The organism is Marivita sp. (assembly GCF_017643905.1).
Lineage (GTDB): Bacteria > Pseudomonadota > Alphaproteobacteria > Rhodobacterales > Rhodobacteraceae > Marivita.
This window is the reverse complement of the sequence record NZ_JAEPMO010000019.1, coordinates 16,688-38,004: the sequence shown is the minus strand read 5'-3', so window position 1 is coordinate 38,004 and position 21,317 is coordinate 16,688. Positions and strand designations below refer to the sequence as shown.

The 21,317-nt window shown below is 60.3% G+C and carries 21 protein-coding genes and 3 pseudogenes; 17 read left to right on the top strand and 7 right to left on the bottom strand.

All coding sequences use genetic code 11. From position 1 onward, the window contains the following. Nucleotides 1-230 precede the first annotated feature (230 nt). The 4 genes and pseudogenes from JJ869_RS04780 to JJ869_RS04765 form a co-directional block, all read right to left on the bottom strand. Nucleotides 231-971 carry an FGGY-family carbohydrate kinase gene (locus JJ869_RS04780; RefSeq protein WP_292264948.1) on the bottom strand — a complete coding sequence of 247 codons (741 nt, stop codon included), beginning with the start codon at nt 969-971 and terminating at the stop codon, nt 231-233. Continuing rightward, nucleotides 954-1,679: pseudogene (locus JJ869_RS04775) on the bottom strand (FGGY family carbohydrate kinase); the annotation flags it as partial. The pseudogene JJ869_RS04775 and the gene JJ869_RS04780, both read right to left, overlap by 18 nt. Beyond that, entirely contained in the window at nt 1,676-2,137 is a 462-nt protein-coding gene (locus JJ869_RS04770) for a transketolase C-terminal domain-containing protein (RefSeq protein WP_292264947.1), read from the bottom strand. The pseudogene JJ869_RS04775 and the gene JJ869_RS04770, both read right to left, overlap by 4 nt. Beyond that, nucleotides 2,138-2,494 (bottom strand): annotated as a pseudogene (locus tag JJ869_RS04765) (transketolase family protein); the annotation flags it as partial. A gap of 23 nt (nt 2,495-2,517) precedes the next feature. Between JJ869_RS04765 and JJ869_RS04760 the strand changes: the two are divergent. Continuing rightward, nucleotides 2,518-2,751 carry a hypothetical protein gene (locus JJ869_RS04760; protein ID WP_292264943.1) on the top strand — a complete coding sequence of 78 codons (234 nt, stop codon included), beginning with the start codon at nt 2,518-2,520 and terminating at the stop codon, nt 2,749-2,751. 135 nt (nt 2,752-2,886) lie between these two features. Here JJ869_RS04760 and JJ869_RS04755 read toward each other — a convergent pair whose 3' ends face one another. Both JJ869_RS04755 and JJ869_RS04750 read right to left on the bottom strand, forming a co-directional pair. Further along, nucleotides 2,887-3,786, bottom strand: coding sequence for an isocitrate lyase/PEP mutase family protein (locus JJ869_RS04755; protein ID WP_292264942.1), 900 nt, complete (start codon nt 3,784-3,786; stop codon nt 2,887-2,889). After that, nucleotides 3,779-4,264: a MarR family winged helix-turn-helix transcriptional regulator gene (locus JJ869_RS04750; RefSeq protein WP_292264940.1), complete on the bottom strand. Its 486-nt coding sequence runs from the start codon at nt 4,262-4,264 to the stop codon at nt 3,779-3,781. The genes JJ869_RS04755 and JJ869_RS04750 overlap by 8 nt, the downstream gene beginning before the upstream one ends. A 126-nt stretch (nt 4,265-4,390) precedes the next feature. Between JJ869_RS04750 and JJ869_RS04745 the strand changes: the two genes are divergently transcribed. The 4 genes from JJ869_RS04745 to JJ869_RS04730 are packed head-to-tail and all read left to right on the top strand — an operon-like array spanning nt 4,391 to nt 8,256. Continuing rightward, complete coding sequence (locus JJ869_RS04745) at nt 4,391-4,936, top strand: TRAP transporter small permease subunit (RefSeq protein WP_292264939.1); 546 nt, start codon at nt 4,391-4,393, stop codon at nt 4,934-4,936. Beyond that, nucleotides 4,933-6,252 carry a TRAP transporter large permease subunit gene (locus JJ869_RS04740; RefSeq protein ID WP_292264938.1) on the top strand — a complete coding sequence of 440 codons (1,320 nt, stop codon included), beginning with the start codon at nt 4,933-4,935 and terminating at the stop codon, nt 6,250-6,252. The genes JJ869_RS04745 and JJ869_RS04740 overlap by 4 nt, the downstream gene beginning before the upstream one ends. Before the next feature lie 26 nt (nt 6,253-6,278). After that, complete coding sequence (locus tag JJ869_RS04735; protein ID WP_292264937.1) at nt 6,279-7,301, top strand: TRAP transporter substrate-binding protein; 1,023 nt, start codon at nt 6,279-6,281, stop codon at nt 7,299-7,301. Between the two features lie 46 nt (nt 7,302-7,347). Continuing rightward, nucleotides 7,348-8,256, top strand: a complete 909-nt coding sequence (locus JJ869_RS04730) for an alpha/beta fold hydrolase (RefSeq protein ID WP_292264935.1) — start codon at nt 7,348-7,350, stop codon at nt 8,254-8,256. Nucleotides 8,257-8,419: 163 nt separating this feature from the next. Here JJ869_RS04730 and JJ869_RS04725 read toward each other — a convergent pair whose 3' ends face one another. Beyond that, on the bottom strand, nt 8,420-9,682 hold the full coding sequence (locus JJ869_RS04725; RefSeq protein ID WP_292264934.1) for an NAD(P)/FAD-dependent oxidoreductase: 1,263 nt from the start codon (nt 9,680-9,682) through the stop codon (nt 8,420-8,422). A 194-nt stretch (nt 9,683-9,876) separates the two neighbouring features. Here JJ869_RS04725 and JJ869_RS04720 point away from each other — a divergent pair, with 194 nt between their 5' ends. From JJ869_RS04720 to JJ869_RS04670, 12 genes and pseudogenes are all read left to right on the top strand, one after another. Then, nucleotides 9,877-10,305: a RidA family protein gene (locus JJ869_RS04720; RefSeq protein ID WP_292264933.1), complete on the top strand. Its 429-nt coding sequence runs from the start codon at nt 9,877-9,879 to the stop codon at nt 10,303-10,305. Then, on the top strand, nt 10,302-10,976 hold the full coding sequence (locus JJ869_RS04715; RefSeq protein ID WP_292264932.1) for a DUF1028 domain-containing protein: 675 nt from the start codon (nt 10,302-10,304) through the stop codon (nt 10,974-10,976). Before JJ869_RS04720 ends, JJ869_RS04715 begins: the two co-directional genes overlap by 4 nt. A gap of 81 nt (nt 10,977-11,057) precedes the next feature. After that, nucleotides 11,058-11,993: a LysR family transcriptional regulator gene (locus JJ869_RS04710; protein ID WP_292264930.1), complete on the top strand. Its 936-nt coding sequence runs from the start codon at nt 11,058-11,060 to the stop codon at nt 11,991-11,993. 86 nt (nt 11,994-12,079) lie between these two features. Then, a complete protein-coding gene (locus JJ869_RS04705) occupies nt 12,080-14,158 on the top strand; it encodes an FAD-dependent oxidoreductase (RefSeq protein ID WP_292264929.1) in 2,079 nt (692 codons plus the stop codon). A gap of 185 nt (nt 14,159-14,343) precedes the next feature. Then, on the top strand, nt 14,344-15,219 hold the full coding sequence (gene aguB / locus JJ869_RS04700; protein ID WP_292264928.1) for an N-carbamoylputrescine amidase: 876 nt from the start codon (nt 14,344-14,346) through the stop codon (nt 15,217-15,219). A 144-nt stretch (nt 15,220-15,363) separates the two neighbouring features. After that, nucleotides 15,364-16,455 carry an ABC transporter ATP-binding protein gene (locus JJ869_RS04695; RefSeq protein WP_292264927.1) on the top strand — a complete coding sequence of 364 codons (1,092 nt, stop codon included), beginning with the start codon at nt 15,364-15,366 and terminating at the stop codon, nt 16,453-16,455. Next, nucleotides 16,455-17,375, top strand: coding sequence for an ABC transporter permease (locus JJ869_RS04690; RefSeq protein ID WP_292264926.1), 921 nt, complete (start codon nt 16,455-16,457; stop codon nt 17,373-17,375). Before JJ869_RS04695 ends, JJ869_RS04690 begins: the two co-directional genes overlap by 1 nt. After that, nucleotides 17,375-18,187, top strand: coding sequence for an ABC transporter permease (locus JJ869_RS04685; protein ID WP_292264925.1), 813 nt, complete (start codon nt 17,375-17,377; stop codon nt 18,185-18,187). Before JJ869_RS04690 ends, JJ869_RS04685 begins: the two co-directional genes overlap by 1 nt. Next, a complete protein-coding gene (locus JJ869_RS23125) occupies nt 18,187-18,576 on the top strand; it encodes a hypothetical protein (protein ID WP_366510403.1) in 390 nt (129 codons plus the stop codon). Before JJ869_RS04685 ends, JJ869_RS23125 begins: the two co-directional genes overlap by 1 nt. 21 nt (nt 18,577-18,597) lie before the next feature. Continuing rightward, nucleotides 18,598-19,215: pseudogene (locus tag JJ869_RS23120) on the top strand (histone deacetylase family protein); the annotation flags it as partial. Nucleotides 19,216-19,267: 52 nt separating this feature from the next. Then, on the top strand, nt 19,268-20,305 hold the full coding sequence (locus JJ869_RS04675; protein ID WP_292264924.1) for an extracellular solute-binding protein: 1,038 nt from the start codon (nt 19,268-19,270) through the stop codon (nt 20,303-20,305). Between the two features lie 215 nt (nt 20,306-20,520). Then, on the top strand, nt 20,521-21,312 hold the full coding sequence (locus JJ869_RS04670; RefSeq protein WP_292264922.1) for an inositol monophosphatase family protein: 792 nt from the start codon (nt 20,521-20,523) through the stop codon (nt 21,310-21,312). The last annotated feature ends 5 nt before the right edge of the window (nt 21,313-21,317 follow it).

The window sequence follows — 21,317 nt, the reverse complement described above, 5'->3', positions numbered from 1 at the left end:
CTCGCGTGGCGCGAACGATCCCGGATGTCGATTACGATCTGTATTTGCACACCATTTGACCAAAACCGATGGCTGGCCTTCGCGTTGCCAAGATACGCACTCAAGCCCAGACGGACAGATGGGCAAGAGACTGGCCAACACATGTGGATGTCCCAGCGAAAGCTGTGCGGCTTTCGCGCGTCGTGCGTCATTTCATTGACCGCATGAAGTGGGTGTCCGAACCTCGTCTGTCAGACGCCTCGCGCACGTGCGACCGCGCGTCGCCAACGGGAACGATCCGCTTTGCGTTTCGAAGGCTGCTCAACCGGAACAAAAATGTCCGTCCCAAGGTCGATTGCCATGGGATGGCCGATGGCGTTTGCGGCCATTGCTGCGACACCCAGAGCACCGACCTCAGCGACCTGGGAACGCTCAACCTTGCATCCGATGAGGTCTGACTGAAGCTGCATGAGACCTGAATTCGAAGACGCGCCGCCATCGGCGCGCAGGGCAGCGGTTTCGCGGCCGACATCAGCGCTCATGGCTTCGAACACGTCAGCGACCTGTTGCGCAATGGCGTCGATCGCGGCTCGCGCGATGTGGCCACGTTTTGTCCCAAGGCTCAGGCCAGCGAAAAGCCCACGCGCCTTATCGCCCCAATATGGCGCGCCGAGACCTGCAAGCGCGGGCACGAAGGTAACGCCGCCCGTGTCGTCGACGGTATCGGCCAAATCCGCGAGATCGGTCACCCTATCGAGGCCGAGCATTTCTGCTGCAAATTCGGCAGCCTGTCCGGACACCGTGATATTGCCTTCGAGCGCATAGATCGTCCGCCCGCCTTCCGTCCAGGCGACTGTCGAAGAGATCCCGCTGTTGGGCAGCAAACGCTCTTCTGTCAGCATCATCAGAGAAGAGCCAGTACCGTAGGTCGCCTTTACCGCCCCCGGATTGCGCAAACCGTGGCCGTATAGCGCTGCATGGCTGTCACCCATCACTGCACGAATGGGAATACCTGCGGGAACGCCCTCTATGCCTGGTCCCGTGCATCCGAAATCGCCATCCGAGCTCTTGCACTCCGCGAGACAACTGCGGGGGACGCCAAAGATATCGGCCAGAACAATGCTCCACGACATCGCATTGGTGTCGAACAAAAGTGTTCGGGAGGCGTTGGAATGATCCGTGGCGAAGACCGTGCCGCCGGTCAGATTCCAGATCAACCATGTATCAACCGTTCCCGCGCGAAGGTTGCCAGAATGCGCCAAGTCGCACGCGCGTGCATCGGTGTTCAGAAACCATGTGAGTTTCGAGGCGGGAAAAAGCGGGTTGATCTCCAGCCCCGTGCGACTGTGCACGTCTGGACCGTGTCCTTGATCCACCAGATCTCGGCATTGCGCTGCGGTCCGCCTGCATTGCCAAAGGGGAGCCGGTCCGATGGGGTCACCCGTCTGAGCGCCCTAAACCACAAGCGTTTCGCGCTGATTGGCAATGCCAATCACGTCGATGGCCGGGGCCTCCCTCGTCAACTCGGCGATTACAGCTTGCGTTGATGCCCAGATTTGGGTCGCGTCCTGCTCTGCCCAGCCCGCATGTGGATATGTGGACGTCATCGCGTGCGACGCAGAACTAAGGATCTGACCGGACTCGTCGACCAAAAGCGCCTTTAGGTTAGTCGTGCCCTGATCTATGGCAAGGCAGATCATCGGTCCTTGGACTTTCTTCCGAGGACGCGATGTGTCGCGTTCTTGATCCCATCGGCGGACAATCCGGCCTTGGCAAAGAGCGTTTCGGCATCCCCCTTCGTCTGAAACCCATCAAAGCCGATCCGTTCGAGAGGGACGGGCGTATTGGCGGTCACCAATTCCGCCACTGCTCCCCCGAGACCTCCGGATTTGAGCCCTTCCTCGACGGTGATCATCGCTTTGGTTTTTTCAGCCGCCGCAAGAACTGCATCTACGTCGATCGGGTTCAGTGTGTGAAACGAAAGAACGCGGACATAGATCCCTTCGGCGGCCAGTTCGTCAGCAGCGTTCAGAGCGAGGTGCACCGTCGTGCCACTTGCCAGGATCGTGGCGTCATCCCCGTGTCGCATCGTGCGAGCCCGGCCGGGGGTGAAGCGGCGCGCGCCGTCGGCATCAGGGCCGAGGTCAGGCACTTTCATGCGCGAAAGCCGCAAATAGACCGGACCGTCGTGCGAAGCAGCCCATCTTACAGCCTCTTCGGTCTCCCAGGGGTCGGCCGGGACGATTGTCGTGATCTGGGGCATCGCGCGAAGCCAGGTTAGATCTTCGATCAAATGATGTGTTGCGCCAAGTTCGCCATAGGCCACGCCCGAAGACTGGCCAACAAGCTTCACGTTGTAATTCGAGTAGGCGACATCGGCCTTGATCTGCTCAAGCGCATGACCCGTCAGGAAACAAGACGCGGCGGAAACAAATGGCACGCGGCCACCGTTGGCCAAGCCGGCTCCGACGCCGACCATCACCTGTTCGGCAATGCCGACATTTACAATCCGGTCCGGAAAGCGCGCCTGAGGAGGCCTTGTTCGCTGGCGTCACACGGCGCAGGATCGACGAGGCCGAGATCGTCGAGCGGCTCGTATTGGCCATAGTGAGCGAAGCTGCAGCGATCCTGTCAGAGGGGATTGCGGCGCGGGCGTCCGATATCTATCTGGTCACGGTTTTGGGCTACGGCTTTCCGCGCCGGCGGGGCGGGCTGATGCATCACGCCGACAGCTTGGGGGCAAAGGCAATCGTCGCGCGGCTGTCCGAATGAGCGCAGGAAGACCCGCTGGCCTGGGCGCCTGCTCCCTCACTGTTGGCAGCGGCTGAATGCTCTTCTCGCCACGTGGATTCGCCCGTTTCATGAACACGCACTCTCGGGGTTCACGAAAACGGCTGCAGCCCGAACTTAGGTCCGGCGAAATGTTGAGTCCCGCCGGGAGTAACGCGCCTCTGTTTCGTAATATGCGTTGAAGCCGATCCGGTCGCGCAATTCGGCAAAGGGCATCAGGCCACCGGTATGATCTTTCCCTGCCTTGAGTGCCGCAAGCGTGCCGACCATTGCCTGCATGGCCGCCGACAGCGCAGCAAGCGGATAGGCCGCCACCTTGAACCCAAGCTCTTCAAGCTGCGCCGGGGGCAGGATCGGAGTTTGCCCACCCTCCAGCATATTGGCCACCATCGCGCCGGGCACCTCTTTGCAGATCGTACGCATCTCGTCGATGTCCAGCGGCTCTTCGATGAACACCATCTCGGCGCCCAATTCGGTAAAGGTCTGCGCACGTTCGATGGCCTCGGCCAGCCCATGGGTACGGCGCGCATCCGTGCGTGCCTTGAGGACGATATCCGCGCGTCCCCGTGCCTCGACGGCGGCGCGGATCCGGTCAAACGCCTCCTCGCGGTCGACGACAGCCTTGCCCTGCGTATGACCGCAGCGCTTGGGCGCCACCTGATCCTCGATCATCACGCCGGCGCAGCCCGCACGCGCGAAACCCTCAACAGTGCGCAACACGTTCATCGGATTTCCGTAGCCGGTGTCGCCGTCCACCATCATCGGGATATTGATGGCTTCCATCACATTGCGGGCCTGATCGCGGACTTCGCCAAAGCTCATCAGACCCAGATCAGGCGCGCCAATCCGGCTGGCCGAGGCGGCAAAACCCGAAAGAAAGGTCAATTCGAACCCCGCTTGCTCGATCAACCGCGCCGAGAGCGCATCAAAGCAGCAGGGCATCATCACAAGGCCCGGTCGTGCAAGAAGGCGACGGAGCGATGCGGCGGCGGGGTTGGGGTAGGGCGCATCAGTCATCATTGGCATCCGTATAGGGCGGCATGGTTCTCCAGCGCGGCACATCGCGCGCCAACTTGTCGAGCAGACCTATCAGCGTGGCGCGTTCAGCGTCGTTCAAGCAGGCGGTCATATGCGTTTCGGCCTGTACGAACAGATCCATAGCGGCGCTATAGACCTCACGTCCGGCGTGTGTGATGTCGAGCATATTGCGCCGCGCGTCCTCGGGGTCGGGGCGGCGGGCAACAAAGCCCTTGTCCAGCAAAGAAGCGACACCTCGGCTGATGGAATTCGAAGGCTGCTCCGTGATCTCGCAGATATCCCGGGCGTTCAGACCGTCCTGATAGGCCAGACAAACCAGCACGGTCCATTCCGGCCGCACCAGCCCGTGCTCGCGCTCGATACGGCGCAGCAGCGGTTCCCTGAAGAACACCGTCAGAAAGGCCATGCGGTAACCCACGGGCAGCGGCGTGCCGCCCAAAATGTCGATAAGCTTCAACGGCCGCCCTCCTTTTCAGGCAAGACTTCTGACAAGATATCCGGCAATAATATAGTTTCATATGGAGCGAGTTATTGCTAGGCTGATTTTACCAAAGCGTTCAAGATCGTGATTGGGGAGGAAAGGATGGCCGACAAGGGCCAGACGTGGATTGTCCGCGCAGAGCGCGCCCTGATGAACAGCTTTGCGGTTCTGGTGATCGCGCTGATGCTGTGTATCGCATTGCAGGTGTTCGCCAATTTCCTTGATATCAATCCTTTGCTGAGCTTCGAGAACCGCGTTTTCTGGTTTGGCACTGCCGTATCGCTGAATTCGTTGCTGGACCTGCAATGGCATGTTCTGGCGGTGATTGCTCTGCTGCCCGCCGGTTTGGTCTTGTTATGCGACCGCCACGTACGGGTCGATTTTCTGTATGATCGCTACCCGCCACGAGGGCGGTCAGCTCTGGATTTGGCGGGCAACCTGATCTTTGCGACGCCTTTTCTTGTCATGGCTATCCCCGGTTCCGTGCGATTTTGGGAGCGCGCGTGGCGGTCCGATGAGGGCTCGGCGAGTGGCGGGCTCAACGATCTGTGGCTGATCAAGCTGGTGTTGCCTCTTGGGCTGTCGCTTCTGGCCGTCGCAATGCTATGGGAAAGTCTGCGCCTGATCCGGGGCCTTCTGCGAAGATGAGCGATCTTGTCCTTCCCCTGGCCATGGCCGCCCTTACCCTTGCGGGTATTCTGGCAGGTTACCGGGTTGCCTTTGTTCTTGCCGGATCTTCGGCCATTTTTATCCTGCTCTCTGACCTTCCGATCGCGTTCTTCAACCTGATCGTCAGCCGTATCTATGCCAATGTGCTGACAAACTGGCTGCTTGTGGCCATCCCGATGTTCATCTTCATGGGGCTGATCCTTGAAAAATCCGGCGTCGCGGAGAACGCGTTGAAAGGCGCGCAGCGCGCCTTGGGCGGCACGGCGGCTGGCATGGGCATCGCGGTTCTGGTGATTGGTGTGCTGTTGGCGGCCAGTTCGGGCGTGGTGGGTGCCTCGGTTGTCTTGCTGGCGTTGCTGGCGCTGCCGCGCATGGTCGAGGTCGGCTATGACAAGGCAACGTCCTCTGGTCTGATCGCGGCTAGTGGCACGCTGGCGATCCTGATCCCGCCTTCGGTGATGCTAATTGTCCTTGGCGATCAGTTGCAAACCCCGGTGCCGGATATGTTCGCCGGGGCCATCGGGCCGGGCCTGTTGCTCGTGCTGCTCTATGGGATCTACATCATCTGGCGCGCGCGAGGTCTGCCGCGTGCAGAAAAAGCTGCGCCGATGGGCCTGCTCAGAGGGGTGCTGCGCACATTGATCGATGTTGCCCCGCTGCTGATCCTTGTGCTGTCGGTTCTCGGCTCGATCATCACGGGGCTTGCGACGCCCACAGAGGCCAGCGGCCTTGGCGCACTTGGGGCGATCCTGGTGACCGCGCTCTACCGCAAGTTCGATGTCGGAGTGATCATGGACGCCGCGCGGGATACCGTTCTGGCCACCTCGATGGTGATGATGGTCATCGTTGGGGCAACCTGCTTTTCCGCCGTCTTCAAGGGAATTGGCGGTGATGCGATGATCCGCGACGCTCTGGGGGCTTTTGGCACCGCGCCTTGGGTGGTGCTGATGGTGGTCATGGCGGCCATCTTCGTGCTTGGGTTTGTGCTCGATTGGCTGGAAATCACGCTGATCCTGATCCCGATATTCGCACCGGTGATTGCGGGGCTCGATTTCGGCAACGGGCTGGAGGGGCAGGCGCTGATGATCTGGTTCGGCGTCCTTGTGGCTGTGAACCTTCAAACCAGTTTTCTGACACCGCCCTTCGGCTTTGCGTTGTTCTACCTGCGCGGGGCGGCGGGCGATCAGGTGCAAACCACCGAAATCTACCGCGGAGTGATGCCCTTCATCACGCTGCAGCTTTTTGCTTTGGGGCTTATGATGGTATTCCCTTGGCTGATAACCGGCCTGCTGTGACAGGCGCTTTTCTGGGAGGAAAGACAATGAAGAAACTGCTTATCGGGGCCGCTCTGGCGGTCATGACGGCCGCAGGCGCACAGGCTGGAGATTACAATCTGCAATCGGCCTTCGCCAAGCAACTGCCCGTGCTTGGCCCGGGCATCGACCGCTTTGCCGCCAAAGTGTCCACCTTGACCAACGGGGAAGTCAATTTCATCCACCTTGGGGATGGCGAGTTGTCGCCCGCCTTCGAGATCTTCGACAATGTCGGCGCTGGGGCGATCCCAGCAGGCATGAGCTTTGCGGCCTATGCGGCAGGCAAGGCGCCGGCAGCGGCGCTCTTTGGTTCTATGCCCTTTGGTCCGGACGCGATCAAATATGTCTCTTGGGTCCATCACGGTGGTGGGCTGGAACTTTGGCGCGAGATTTACGAGCCATTCAACGTGGTGCCGATGCCCTGTGGAGTCATCATTTCCGAAGCGGGCGGCTGGTACACCAAGGAAATCAACTCGGTAGAGGATCTTCAGGGCCTCAACATTCGTATCGGCGGCCTCGGAGGCGCGATCCTTGCCAAGCTGGGTGCCAATGCCATGAGCCTTCCGGCGGGTGAGATTTCGACCGCGCTGGAAACCGGGCGTCTGGACGCGACCGAACTCAGCTTTCCCATGGTCGACCGGCTTCTCGGTTTCGACAAGGTGGCCAAAAACTACTACTTCCCCGGCTGGCACCAGCCGTCTGGCTTTATCGAGTTCTACATGAACAAGGACATGTGGGACGGGCTTACGGACCAGCACCGCACGGCAATCGAGACGGCCTGCATGGACCTGAACCTTTGGACCATCGGCACCGCCGTGGTCGGCCAGCAGCAATATCTGGACGCCTTCCGCGCCAATGGCGTCGAGGTTCGCCGCTTTCCGGATGAAGTGATCGAGGCGCTGCGCACCGCCTCGGACGCGGTTTACGCCGAACAATCGGCAGCCGACCCGATGTTCGCCCGCGTCGTTGAAAGCTATCAAGCCTTCTCGAAGGCGTATGACGAGTATGAAGCACTGAACAGCCTCGAATGATCAGGACAGGCCTCGGCATGTCACAGCGCCGGGGCCTGTTGGCCGCATGACCTACACGCTTCGCGATTTTGGCAGCTACACCGTGGGCGGGCATCTGCACCACGTTGCCGAGGGTGAGATCCGCGAGATCCAGGTGACCCGCGACACCGCGATCCCCTATGATCCGCGCGGCCATTTCGCCGTCGCCCAGACCTATGTCCAGTATTTCATCCCAGCCACCCGACGCGACGCGCCGCCGGTGGTGCTTGTGCACGGCGGAGGAATGAGCGGGTCGACCTGGGAAACCACTCCGGATGGCCGCCCAGGCTGGCTTCACCGTTTGCTTGACCTAAGACACGAGGTGCATGTGGTCGATATGGTGGAACGTGGGCGCGCAAGCTTTGCGCCACAGGTGATGGGGCCGGACCCGATCCTGCGCTCGCTGGAGGAAGCCTGGGACCTGTTTCGCTTCGGTCCTGCCGCCGGGTTTGAGGACCGTAAGCCTTTTGTCGGGCAGCAATTCCCGGTCCAAGCTCTTGCAGCTCTGGCCGAGCGGTTCTCCCCACGCTGGATCGGAACTTCGCAGCTCCAGACAAATGGGCTGCTGGCCGTGCTTGCGTGCACCGGTCCTGCGCTTGTGATCTGTCACTCTCAAGGCGCAGAGATGACCTTTGACGCATATGCCGCCCGCCCTGACTTATTTTCCCGGATCGTCGCGATTGAACCTTCTGCGCTGCCCGCAGGTCGGACCTCGTTTGCACAATGTCCCCTGACGCTGGTACAGGGCGATTACCTCGACGCCGCCCCGCATTGGAGCGCACGGCGCGACGCGTGGGCCGCTTTGTTCACGCAGGTGTCAAAGTCTGGAGCGCCCGTGCGTCTTATTGATACCGTCACAGAGGTTGCCCCTGGCGGATCGCATATGCTGATGATGGATCGCCACTCGGACGCTGTGCTGGAAGCCGCCCTTGGATGACGAGTAGATGCCCGAACTGAGCACCTAAAACCGGCTTCATTGCTGGATGGTGGTGATCTTTTTGTCGGAGCAGATCCCTTAACTGTGACGGATGTTCTGCTGCTCCGTCAGCCGAACGAGTAAAGCTTCTCCTTGGGACAAACACGCGTCTTGGGGGCGCCTTTCAAGCCTCTTCAGGGACGCGAATGGCCGCAGTTCCGGTATACGACATGTAACCCGTCTGTATGGCGATCTGATCCGCAATGAATTTTGCGTCATGCCAAACCCCCCAGATGAACGAGGATCCGCGCCGGGTTTGCCAAGGCAAACCGAGGAAATAAAGGCCCGGTTCACGGCTCACTCCGCGCTGATGGAGCGGGCGGCCCAACGCGTCGAAGGTGTCGGACTTGATCCAGCTGAAATCGAACTTGTAGCCGGTGGCCCACAAAATCGTGCTGATGCCGGCTTCCCTCAGATCAAGTTCAGTGATGGGATTGCGGACGCATTCAGGATCGTCCGGAATGATCCGCGCCTCGGGCTCTTCCGGGAGGTCAAGCCCGTGTCGCGCGATATAGGCGTCCGCGTCGTCCAGCACAGAAAGATAGTTTGCGTCCCCGGCTGCAAGATTTGTGGGCAAGTCGTCGGCAAAGGTGACAAGGCCGCCTTTGTAACCGGCTGTCATCCCAAGAAGCGTCATGCCCTGATGCGCGAGTCTCCGGAAATCGATTGTCTTGCCGCCCTCAGCGCCGCTGACGGCGATGGTCACATGTTCGGTTCCGGGGCCGGGACTGTCGGCGTTCCATTTGCCTAGCACGCCCAGCCACCAGACGTTGTCGCGCTCGCGATACCGGCGGGGAGGGCGATCATGGGGTCCAATCGACAGATAGACCTTACGCCCGGCCTTCATCAGTTCGTCGGCGATCTGGACCCCGGACGAGCCTCCACCGACAACCAGAACGGCACCATCCGGCAGTTGGCCCGGGTTGCGATAGGCATTCGAATGCATCTGCAAGGGACCGACATCGACAGGGATGACTGGAGGAATTGCAGGCTTCTGAAACGGGCCGGTGGCAGCGACAACATGACGGGCGTTGATGACGCCTTCAGAAGTTTCGACCACAAAACGGCCCATATGCGGCGTGACGGCGGTCACTTCGACGCCGGTTCGGATCGGTGCATTGAACCTTTTTGCATAGGCTTCGAAATAGGCGGCAACGCGCTCCTTGTCTGGAAAAGCATCGTCTTCACAGTCGAATTTCATGTTGGGAAAGCGGTCATGCCAGGCTGGTCCATTGGCGACGAGGGAATCCCAGCGTTCGCTGCGCCAACGCTCCGCGACGCGATCGCGTTCAAGAACAACGTGATCGATCCCCAGGTTGGTCAGATGCTCGCTCATCGCCACTCCGGCCTGACCGGCGCCGACGACCACGGTGTCGAATTCTTCCATCTCTTGCCTCCATGACGCTTGGGGTGAGACTAGGCGGCCTCAGCCACCGCAGCACACAATGAATTCCGGAAGCCTTGCTTGGGCTGTCTCTAACCAATCTTAGGCTTGGACTAAGCTCAGGTGAGGAAATGTGTCTTTCTACATTTTATTGCCTGCGGGATAGACCTTTGACGAACCTCAAGAGGACATGATCGATGGCCCATACGCGCATCCGTACATTCAACACCGCAGACACCTACCCCGAGCAGCGGCTCGACAATGATCTGTGCCAGGCCGTAGTGACGACGGGAGGCAAGATCGTCTGGCTGCGAGGGCAATGCCCGCAGAACCTTGATGATGCAAAGAACATCGACAGCCATGATCCGGCCGAACAGACCCATAAAGTCATGCAAAACATCAAGCAATTGATCGAGGAAGCCGGCGGAGAGATGGCTCATCTGGTCAAGGTGGTCGTCTACATCACCGACGTCCGTCACCGTGAAGCGGTTTACCGGACCATGGGTGAATACATAAAAGGCGTACATCCGGTGTCCACGGGCCTTGTCGTGAGCGCGCTGGCACGGCCTGAGTGGCTGGTAGAGATCGACGGCACTGCCGTGATCCCGGACGGGTATCAGCAATGACGTTTTCACTGGTCGCGCGCTGTGCCGAAACAGGGATGTTCGGAGTGGCGATTTCTTCGTCTTCGCCTGCAGTTGCAGCGCGCTGTTCATATGCGCGGGCCGGTGTCGGTGCGGTGGCCAGTCAGAACGTGACCGACCCATCGCTCGGGCCTTTTGCGCTGGACATGATGCAGGGTGGCATGTCGGCGGCAGAGGCTATTGCGGGCGTGCGCGATCAGGGGCGCCACATTGCCTATCGTCAGGTTTTGGCGATTGATCGGCAGGGCCGCACAGCAATCCACTCCGGTTCGAAATCGCTGGGGGTCTGGACGCAAGCGCAGGGCAGGGATGTAGCATCCGGCGGCAATCTGCTGGCCAATGACACTGTGCCAGCGGCCATCGTTGCGGGTTTTGAGGCGGCAAGGGGCCATCTTGGCGACCGTCTGATCGCGGCCTTGCGCGCCGGGCTTGCCGCTGGTGGCGAGGCTGGGCCGGTGCATTCCGCGGGAATGATGCTTGTCGACAAAGTCAGCTGGCCCGTCGCCGATCTGCGCTGCGACTGGACCGAAGTTTGCCCAATCGAAGCGGTTGCCAGAGCGTGGGAGGTCTACAAACCACAACTCGACGCCTATGTGCAGCGGGCGCTCGATCCAACGCAGGCCCCATCTTACGGCGTCCCCGGCGATCAATGACGAACACTGTTACGACGCTGCCTTGAAGACATCTGCGAACCCGTCCAGAGTTTGAAGTGAGCCATCGAACAGGGGAAGCAGATGCTGCGTTATACGCTGCGGCAATTGGAATATTTCGTTGCGGTCGGCGAAACCGGCAGCATTGCGCGCGCGTCGGAGCGGATCAACGTGTCATCGCCATCGATTTCTTCGGCAGTTTCGCAGCTTGAGGCAGAGTTTGGCCTTCCCTTGTTCGTGCGCCAACACGCACAAGGATTGTCCCTGACCCAGGCCGGGCGCGAAATGCTGGTTCAGGCGCAACTGGTCCTTCGCGAAGCCGGGGCGATGATGGATATCGCAGGTGACATCGCCGGGACAGTGCGTGGGCCGCTCAGCGTCGGGTGCCTTCTGACTTTTGCACAACTGGTATTGCCGACGTTGCGAAAGGGGTTCGAGGCGGATTTTCCGGATGTGCGCATGCGACAGCATGAAATGAATCAGGTTGAATTGTTCAGCGCGCTGCGGCGTTCCGAAATCGACGTTGCATTGACCTATGATCTTGAATTGCCGGCCGATCTTCAATTCACTGCGCTCGTGCTCCTGCCTCCTATCGCGCTGCTGAGCGCGGATCATCCCTTGGCACAGCAGACATCTGTCACGATGGACGATCTGAGCAAACATCCCATGGTGCTTTTGGACCTGCCGCTCAGCGCGGATTATTTCCTGTCTCTTTTTGATGTGATCGGTGAAAAGCCAGTAATCGCCGAGCGTACGCGCGACATGGCGGTGATGCGGTCTATGGTGGGCAACGATTTCGGCTATTCCATCGCGAATGTCCGTCCGTTCAGCGATACCTCGCCCGATGGCAATGCGGTCAAGGTTCTGCCCATTGCAGGGGATGTGCGCGCGTTGCGGATGGGCCTGCTCACGGCCCAGGACGCGGCACGATCCAACGCCGTGCGGGCCTTCATCGACTATGCATCAAACCTTGTGGCGACCGGGCAACTGGACCGGATCGGGGGACAGCCGTTGGCTTAGCGCGGGCCTAATCAACGCTTCCAGAAGCTGGGCTTTTGCGCTGCAGCATTTCCGGCGAAGCTGGTCAAAATCGACAGGAGAGACGAATGCTCGACGGACGCGATCCCTGGTATGACGTGCTATTCGACCCGCTGACCATCGGTCCGGTCACCGCCAAGAATCGCTTTTACCAGGTGCCGCATTGCAACGGCGGCGGCTATCGCGACCCATCCGCGGCTGCGGCCATGCGCGGGATCAAATCCGAAGGCGGCTGGGGTGTGATCTTTACCGAGCAATGCGAGATGCACCACACATCGGAGATCACTCCTTTCATCGAACTGCGCCTGTGGGAGGACAAGGACATCCCGATGCTCGCCAAGATGGCGGGCAAGATGAAAGAGCATGGCGCGCTGGCGGGCATTCAACTTGCCTATTCCGGCATCAACGGGCCGAACATGTACACCAAGGAAGTGCCGCTTGCGGTCTCTGCCGGGCCGATCCGCACCTTCACCAATGACCCCGTTCAGGCACGCGCCTTGTCGAAGGGCGAGATCAAGGATTTGCGCCGCTGGTTCGTGAACGCAGCCAAGCGCGCCAAGATCGCGGGTTTTGACCTGATTTGCCTTTACGGTGCGCATGGCTTCGGCATTTTCCAGCACTTCCTCAGCCGCGCCACCAATATGCGCGACGATGAATACGGCGGCAGTCTGGAAAACCGGTCCCGCTTTGCGCGCGAGGTGATTGCCGACATGCGCGACGCGGTGGGGGACAGTATGGGTCTCACTCTGCGGGTGTCGCTGGACGAGACCATCGGCGATCTCGGCTTTTCGAACGCCGAGGTGCGCGAGTTCATCGACATGAACAAGGACCTGCCGGACCTGTGGGACCTGGCGCATGGCACGTGGGAAGATTGCTCCGGCCCGTCACGCTTTAAAGAGGAAGGCGCGCAAGAGGCGCTGGTGCGCGGCATCCGCGAGTTGTCGTCGAAACCGGTGGTGGGGGTCGGGCGGTTCACGTCGCCGGATGTGATGGCCAAGATGGTGCGCAGCGGTGTGCTCGACGCTATTGGCTGCGCTCGCCCGTCGATCGCCGATCCGTTCCTGCCCAAGAAGATCGAGGAAGGCCGGATCGAAGACATCCGCGAATGCATTGGCTGCAACATCTGCATCACCGGCGACATGACGATGTCGATCAGCCGCTGTACGCAGAACCCCACCTTCATGGAGGAATGGCGCAAGGGCTGGCACCCGGAACGCATGAACCCCAAGGGTCGCAGCGAAAATGTGTTGGTCGTGGGCGCAGGCCCGGCCGGGTTGGAGGCGACACGTGCTTTGGCCGAACGCGGCTATGACGTGGCACTGGCCGAGGCTGGTCGTGTTCTGGGTGGGCGCGTCGCACGGGAACGGCTGTTGCCGGGCCTGTCTGCCTGGGGGCGGGTTGCGGATTACCGCACCTATCAGATCAGCCAGAAACCCAACGTGGAGACCTATTTCGACAGCGCTCTGGATGCGGACGCGATCCTCGAATTCGGCTTCCAGAACATCTGTATCGCCACCGGGGCCTCTTGGCGAAGGGACGGGGTGAGCCGTCAGCATGTGGTGCCGTTCCCGATGGATGCTGCAATGCCGGTGTTCACGCCCGATGACATCATGGACGGTCAGCGCCCCTCGGGCCACGTCGTGATTTATGATGACGATCATTACTACATGGGTGGCGTTCTCGCGGAACTGCTGCGCAACGCGGGGTGCGCAGTGACGATCGTCACGCCATCGGCCTATCTTTCGGACTGGACGGTGAACACGCTGGAACAGCACACGATCCACCGCCGACTGGCCGAGATGGGCGTCGAGATCGTTCTCAATCGCGGTGTGACTGAGATCGCGGCGGGCCATGTGGTATCGAACTGCACCTATACCGATAAGACCCGCCAGATCGACTGCGACGCGGTGGTGGTGGTGGCGTCGAAGTTGGAAAACAACCAGCTTTACCATGACCTTAAGGCACGCGAGGCGAATTGGGCGGATGCGGGGATCGCCTCTGTGCGGATCATCGGGGATGCCGAAGCGCCGGGACCGATTGCCTGGGCGACCTATGCAGGCCACCGCTATGCGCGCGAACTGGATGGTGAGGATATTGGCGATGCGCTGCCATTTCGTCGCGAGATCACGGAGCTTGCAGTCGATTGACCAGCACCAAAAAGTCGCCTCTGGCACCGCGGAGGGGGTGGCCATTCCGACTGAGTTATGTGGTCCCGTTTCGATGCGCAAACGAGAGGCCAAGGCGAATGAACACCTGTTGCAGTCGGAGGGGCAGGTCTGCGACGCCATGCTCGACCGGCTGCTGCATGCAATGACGAACTGAGGGGCAAAAGATGAGACAGGTCACCGTTGCCGCGACTCAGATGGCCTGTGGTGCGGATGAGGCAGAGAATGTCGACCGGGCGGAGGCCTTGGTCTGGCAGGCCGCCGGTCAGGGCGCGCAGATCATCCTGCTGCAGGAATTGTTCGAGAGCCGCTATTTCTGCCAGGACGAAGACCCCGAAGATCTGTTCCGCGCACGGCCCGCGGTCGATCATCCCACGCTCGAGCGGTTTGCCAGGCTGGCCTCGGACATGAAGGTCGTGCTGCCGGTGTCGTTTTACGAACTGGCGGGGCAGGCGCGGTTCAATACGGTTGCCGTGATCGACGCGAATGGTGCCCAATTGGGTCTCTATCGCAAGACCCATATTCCGCATGGCGCGGGCTACCAAGAGAAGTACCACTTTTCGCCGGGCGACACAGGGTTCCGCGTCTGGGATACGGCCTATGGGCGGATCGGCGTGGGCATCTGCTGGGACCAATGGTTTCCCGAAACCGCAAGAGCAATGGCGTTGCAAGGCGCAGAGCTGTTTTTCTTTCCCACCGCCATCGGGTCGGAGATTGGGGCGAAGGAATGGGACAGTGCACCCCATTGGCAACGTGTTCAGCAAGGTCATGCAGGCGCAAACCTCGTGCCGCTGATCGCGTCGAACCGCATCGGAACAGAGCCAGGGCGACATGGCACGGAAATGACCTTTTACGGATCGTCCTTCATTACCGACGAATTCGGCGCCAAAGTGGCTGAGGCGGATCGGACCAACGAAACTGTGCTGATTCACACCTTCGATCTCGACACGGTGGCGCGAAACCGCACTTATTGGGGTGTTTTCCGGGACCGCAGGCCAGAACATTATGGTCGTTTGAGCACCCTGGATGGAGGCTGTGGATAGACAGAACCTAATAGCAACGCCCAGAAAAAGGGCGTTTCGATAAAGCGAATTAGGCAAAGGCTAATAAGTGCTGAGGGACACAAGTCTTCTGCGTACATTGCTTCCTTTCTAGGGTATACCAAGGACTTCGCCAGAGAGACAGCCGTGCCGCAAGACAGGGACATCGCGATCGACGTGCAGAATGCGGTCAAACGCTATGGTACGTTCGCGGCACTCAAGAAGATTTCCCTGTCCATTCGGGACAATGAATTTTTCACGCTGCTCGGCCCATCTGGCTGTGGCAAGACCACGCTGTTGCGGATGATTGCCGGGTTCGAGGATGTGACCGAAGGCGCAATTTTTCTTTACGGTCAAGAGATCGACCGATTGCCTCCGCACAAGCGCCCGGTCAACACCGTGTTCCAGAACTACGCGCTGTTTCCGCACATGGACGTGCTGGAGAACGTGGGATTTGGCCTTGAAATGCTAGGCAAATCCAAGGCCGAGGCCCGTGCGCGTGCGGGCGAAGTGCTTGAGATGGTGCAATTGTCGCAATTCGCGGCACGCAAACCGTCGCAACTGTCCGGTGGCCAACAGCAACGCGTCGCCTTGGCCCGTGCCTTGGCGCCACGCCCAAAGGTGCTGCTGCTTGATGAACCGCTGTCGGCGCTTGATCTCAAGCTGCGCAAGGCGATGCAGGTGGAACTCAAGCACCTGCAGCGCGAAACCGGCATCACCTTCATCTTCGTCACCCATGATCAGGAAGAGGCGCTGACCATGTCCGACCGCATCGCGGTCATGTCTTCCGGCGAATTGCAGCAACTGGGTGAAGCGCGCGAGATCTACGAACGTCCGCGCAACGTCTTTGTGGCGGACTTCATCGGTGACACGAACCTGATGGAAGTCACTGTAGATGCGGTCGCGAAAGGGCGCGCGCAGTGCCATTTGGGTGGCAGACATAGGTTGACCTGCGATGCGGTGGACGGGATCGGGCCGGGCGCCAAGGTGCATATGTCGCTGCGACCGGAACGTTTGTTCCTGTCGGCAGACCCGGTTGCGGACGAAAGCCTCAAGGGGCGGGTGCGCGAGATGATCTATATCGGCACCGACATCGCCACCATCGTCGATCTGGACGGCGGCCCGCAATTCACCGTGCGCTCGTCCAATTCCTCGCGTGGCAACGCGCGCATCTTCGAGCCGGGCACCGAGGTTGCAGTCAACATGGAGCACGGGGCCGCACGGCTCCTGATCGACTGATGGCGGGCGGTGGCGCGACAGGTGGTGCGGTCCAGAGCGAAACCTATCGCGAGGCGCGCACGCTGCTGTTGCTGCCCGCCTGGGTGACGCTGGGTCTGCTGACGCTCGCGCCGTTGATGATCATGCTGGTCTATTCCTTCCTGACCAAGGAATTCCGGGGCGGCGTGATCTGGGAGTTCAGCCTCGACGCCTATGACCAGTTTTTCTTTGACCGTGGCCTTTTCGGGGACGAACCACCGAAGATCGAATGGACCTATATCGGGATTTTCTGGCGGTCGATCTGGCAGGCGGGCGCGGCCACGACCCTCAGCCTGCTGATCGGTTTTCCGACCGCCTATTTCATCGCCACGCGCCCTGAAGGGCAACGTGCACTGTGGGTGTTTCTGGTGACGATCCCCTATTGGGTGAATCTGCTCATTCGCACCGTGTCGATGAAGTTCCTGCTGCGCGACGAAGGGCCTCTAAATGACGGGCTGATCGGGTTGGGGATCATTTCCGAACCATTGGGCATCGTGAACACCAACCTCGCCGTGCAGTTGGGGCTGTTCTACTCCTACCTGCCGTTCATGGTGTTGCCGATCTATGCGGCCGTTGAACGCTACAACTTCGCCCTCTCCGAGGCGGCCTCCGACCTCTACGCCCCGCGCTGGGCGGTGATGCGCCGGATCGTGATCCCGTCAGTCAAGCCGGGCATCATCGCGGGGTGCATCCTTGTCTTCGTGCCTTCGCTCGGATCGTTCCTCGCGCCTGATCTGCTGGGTGGTGCCAAGACCTTCATGATTGGGTCGCTGATCGAAGAACAGTTCAAGGGCAATGCAGGCAATTGGCCCTTCGGGGCTGCGGCGTCGATGATCCTTCTGACGATGGTACTTATCCTGCTGATGATCTTTGCCCGCCAAAGCCGGAAGGAGGCGGCGTGATGGCCAAACCCTATGACCTGCGCCGCTATCCGGGCTTTTTCGCTATAACGCTGCTGTGTCTGGTTATCCTCTATGCGCCGCTGGTCGTGGTCGCGGTCTATAGTTTCAACGACTCCCCCTCGATCACGATCTGGGAAGGATTCTCGCTGCGCTGGTATGTGGACGTGTTCACCGGCCCCGAAAGCGGCAAGTTCAAAGAGGCCGCGTGGAACAGCTTCATCATCGCCATCACCGCGGCCACCACGGCCACAATCATCGCCACACTGGCCGCCACCGCTGTCTTGCGCGCGGGAACGTTCCGGCTGCGCACGGTCTCGATCGGCCTGATCTCCCTGCCGCTCATGGTGCCCGAGATCGTCACTGCCGTTGCTACTCTGATCTTCTTCAACGCCATCGCGATCGAACGCGGGTTGATGACCATTCTGCTCGCCCATATCGCGTTCTGCATTCCCTTTGCCTACTTGCCGATTTCTGCGCGGATGCAGGGGATCGAAGCCACGTACGAACAGGCTGCGATGGACCTTTACGCCACCAAGCGGCAGGCGTTTACACGCATTCTTCTGCCGCTGATGATGCCGGGAATCATGTCAGGGTTCATCCTTGCCTTCATCATCTCGCTCGATGACTTCATCATCACCAATTTCGTCAAAGGCGCGGGAGTCGAGACCCTTCCCACCGCGATCTTTGGCGCGGTCAAACAGGGCATCAAGCCCAACATCATGGCCATTTCAACGCTTCTGCTGGCGGTATCCATCGTCATGGTCGCGTTGTCCTGGCTGATCGGACGCCGGGATCCGGCAAAGGGACGCTGATGGAAACGATCTATTCCGAAGACCACAAACTACGCGACGCCCAGACGGAACTATATGGCGGGCAACTGGTCTACCCGTTCGAACGCCCTTCGCGGCTCGACTACATCCATGCGCGGCTGACCGAGGTGGGTCTGGGGCCGATCACGGCGCCCGACAGCTTTGGCATGGAGCCGATCCTCGCGGTGCACGATGCCGAATATGTCGACTTCCTGCAATCGGCATGGGACCGCTGGCAGGCCGCCGGGTTCAAAGGCGAAGCGATTGCAGGCACATGGCCTGCGCGGCGTATGGTGCAAGCGCGTCCGTCGGGCATCGACGGGCAGTTGGGCTATTACGCGCTCGCCGCCGAAACCAGCATCACGCAAGGCACATGGCGGGCCGCGCTTTAAAGTGTCCATGTCGCGCTCACCGGGGCAGAGCGTCTGCGCACCGGCACGCGCGGTTGTTTCGCACTCTGCCGCCCGCCGGGGCACCACGCGGCCAAGGACCTTTACGGTGGCTATTGCTTCTTCAACAACGCGGCCATCGCGGCTCAACATCTGCGCGACACAGGGATGGCGCGGGTTGCCATCCTCGACGTCGACTTCCATCACGGAAACGGGACGCAGGACATCTTCTACGACCGCGCCGATGTTCTGTTCATCTCTCTGCATGGCACCCCGGAAGAGGCGTTTCCCTACTTCCTGGGCTATGCCAACGAAACCGGCTCTGGCGCAGGCGAAGGCTTTACACTCAATCTGCCGATGCCGCGCGGTACGGGTTTTGATGTCTGGCGCACCGCACTGGCCACAGCCTTGGCGCGGATCGCGGACTATGCACCGGAGGCTGTGATCGTGTCGCTTGGGGTCGATACGTTCGAGACCGATCCGATCAGCTTTTTCAAACTCACCTCACCGGATTTCATCACTATGGGCGCGGACATCGCCGCCGCCGGCCTGCCGACGCTCTTTGTGATGGAGGGCGGCTACGACATCGCGGAAATCGGGATCAACACCGTGAACGTGCTAGAAGGATTCCAAGGCCACTGAACGTGGTAAACCAACTCCGCCCGCAAGGGCATCAACCAACAGGGGACTGACCATGAAGACATTTCTCAAGACCACCGTCGCAGCCAGCGCGCTGGCGCTGACAGCCGGGGCGGCCATGGCCGAGGGCAAACTGGTGATCTACCACTGGTTCGAATACATCCCGCAGGAATTGCTCGACAAGTTCAGCGAAGACTACGGCGTCGAAGTGGTCATGGACACCTATGACAGCAACGAAGCGCTGCTCGCATCGCTCAAGGCCGGGGCCATCGGCACCTATGACGTGGCGGTGCCGGGCGACTACATGGTGCAGATCATGGCGGGCGAGGGTCTGCTTGATACGATTGCCGACGGAGAGCTGTCCAACAAGGGCAATATTGCGCCGGAATGGGCTGATCCGTCCTTCGATCCGGGGCGCGCACACTCGATCCCCTATCAGTGGGGATCGACATCGTTCGCGGTAAACCGAGACGTCTTTACAGGCGACATCGGCACCACGGACATCCTGTTCAATCCCCCGGCCGAGCTGTCGGGCAAGATCAACATGCTCGACAGTCAGGGCGAAGTGCTCGCCATGGCGGCCCTTCACATGGGCATCCCGCAATGTTCCACCGACCGCGATCAGCTCAAGGCGCTGAACGACATGTTGCAATCGGCCAAGACCCATTGGGCGTCCTTCAACTCGGACACCGCGAAAGAGGTGCTGGTGTCGGGCGATGCCGCGGTCGGCCAGATCTACGATGGCTTTGCCGCCAAGGGCCGCGAAGAGGGCGCCAATGTCGAATACGCCTTCCCGTCGCAGGGCTACATCGTCTGGATGGACAACGTCGTCCTGCTCAAGGACGCGCCGAACCGCGACAACGCGATCAAGTTCATGGATTTCCTGCTGGAGCCCGAGAACATCGCCGCTGTCACCAACTACGCGCGTTACAATGCCGGGCTGACGGGTGTCGGAGAGTTTCTCGACCCGACGCTGGCGACCCAACCCGAAAGCAACCCGCCGGCAAGCGCCGGGGCCGGTGTGTTTATCGAAGTCTGCGATCAGGCCACGCAAGAGGTCTACGACCAAATCTGGACCAATCTGAAGAAGTGATGAGGCGCTTTCCGCCGCTCTGCCTCATGGAGCGGCGGAAAGCCTAACAAGAATGCGATTGCATTGTGTTGGCGTCAGGACCTGTACAAAGCCAAACCGTTGGTACGGCCCCGTAGAGGAGCAGATCGGTAAAGCCTTCGACCGGATTGCCGATTGTGAAGCGCCCAGCCGGGCGATAGCATCATCCCGATCAGGCGAGCAGGAACAGAACCCCAATGGATCGTTTACGTGACAGGCAACAATTTGCGATCTCTCTGTGCCGGTCGGCCGGGGTCGAAGCCTTGGCTTATTTCCGGAACAGAGGCAGTCTCGCGGTCGATCAAAAGGGCGCTCAGGATTGGGTCAGCGAAGCGGATCGCAACGTTGAGTTGCTGATCCGGCGGCGGTTGGCTGAGGCATGGCCCAACGATGGCGTCTATGGCGAAGAACACGATCCCAAGCCGGGAACCAGCGGGTTCGACTGGGTGATCGACCCCATCGACGGGACCACGAATTTCTTGAATGGCATCCCCTCCTGGACAATCGTCCTCGCAGGCGTGGCCGAAGGGCGAACCGAGGTGGGAGTGATCCATGATCCGAATGTCGGTGAAACCTATGCCGCGTTGCGGGGGGGCGGGGCGTATTTGAACGACGCGAAGATGCAGGTTGCTTCTGGTAAATCCCTGTCCGACGGCACTGTTGCGGTGGGCTATTCGAACCGCGTGGAGGCCACGAATGTGATCCCGGTGATTGCCAACCTCATCGACCAAGGGGCCATGTATCATCGCAATGCGAGCGGTGCCTTATCCATCGCGTATGTCGCGGCGGGTCGGCTGCTGGGATACATGGAAGAGCATATGAACGCGTGGGATTGTCTTGCTGGTCAGCTCTTGGTCGAAGAAGCTGGGGGCCGGGTCGAGGTACAGGACGCCACTGCCATGATCCGGGATGGCGGGCGTGTCGTTGTTGGAACGCCAGACGTGTTTGACACGCTTGTCGACATCGCGGATCGGGCCTGGAACGCCTGACGCAA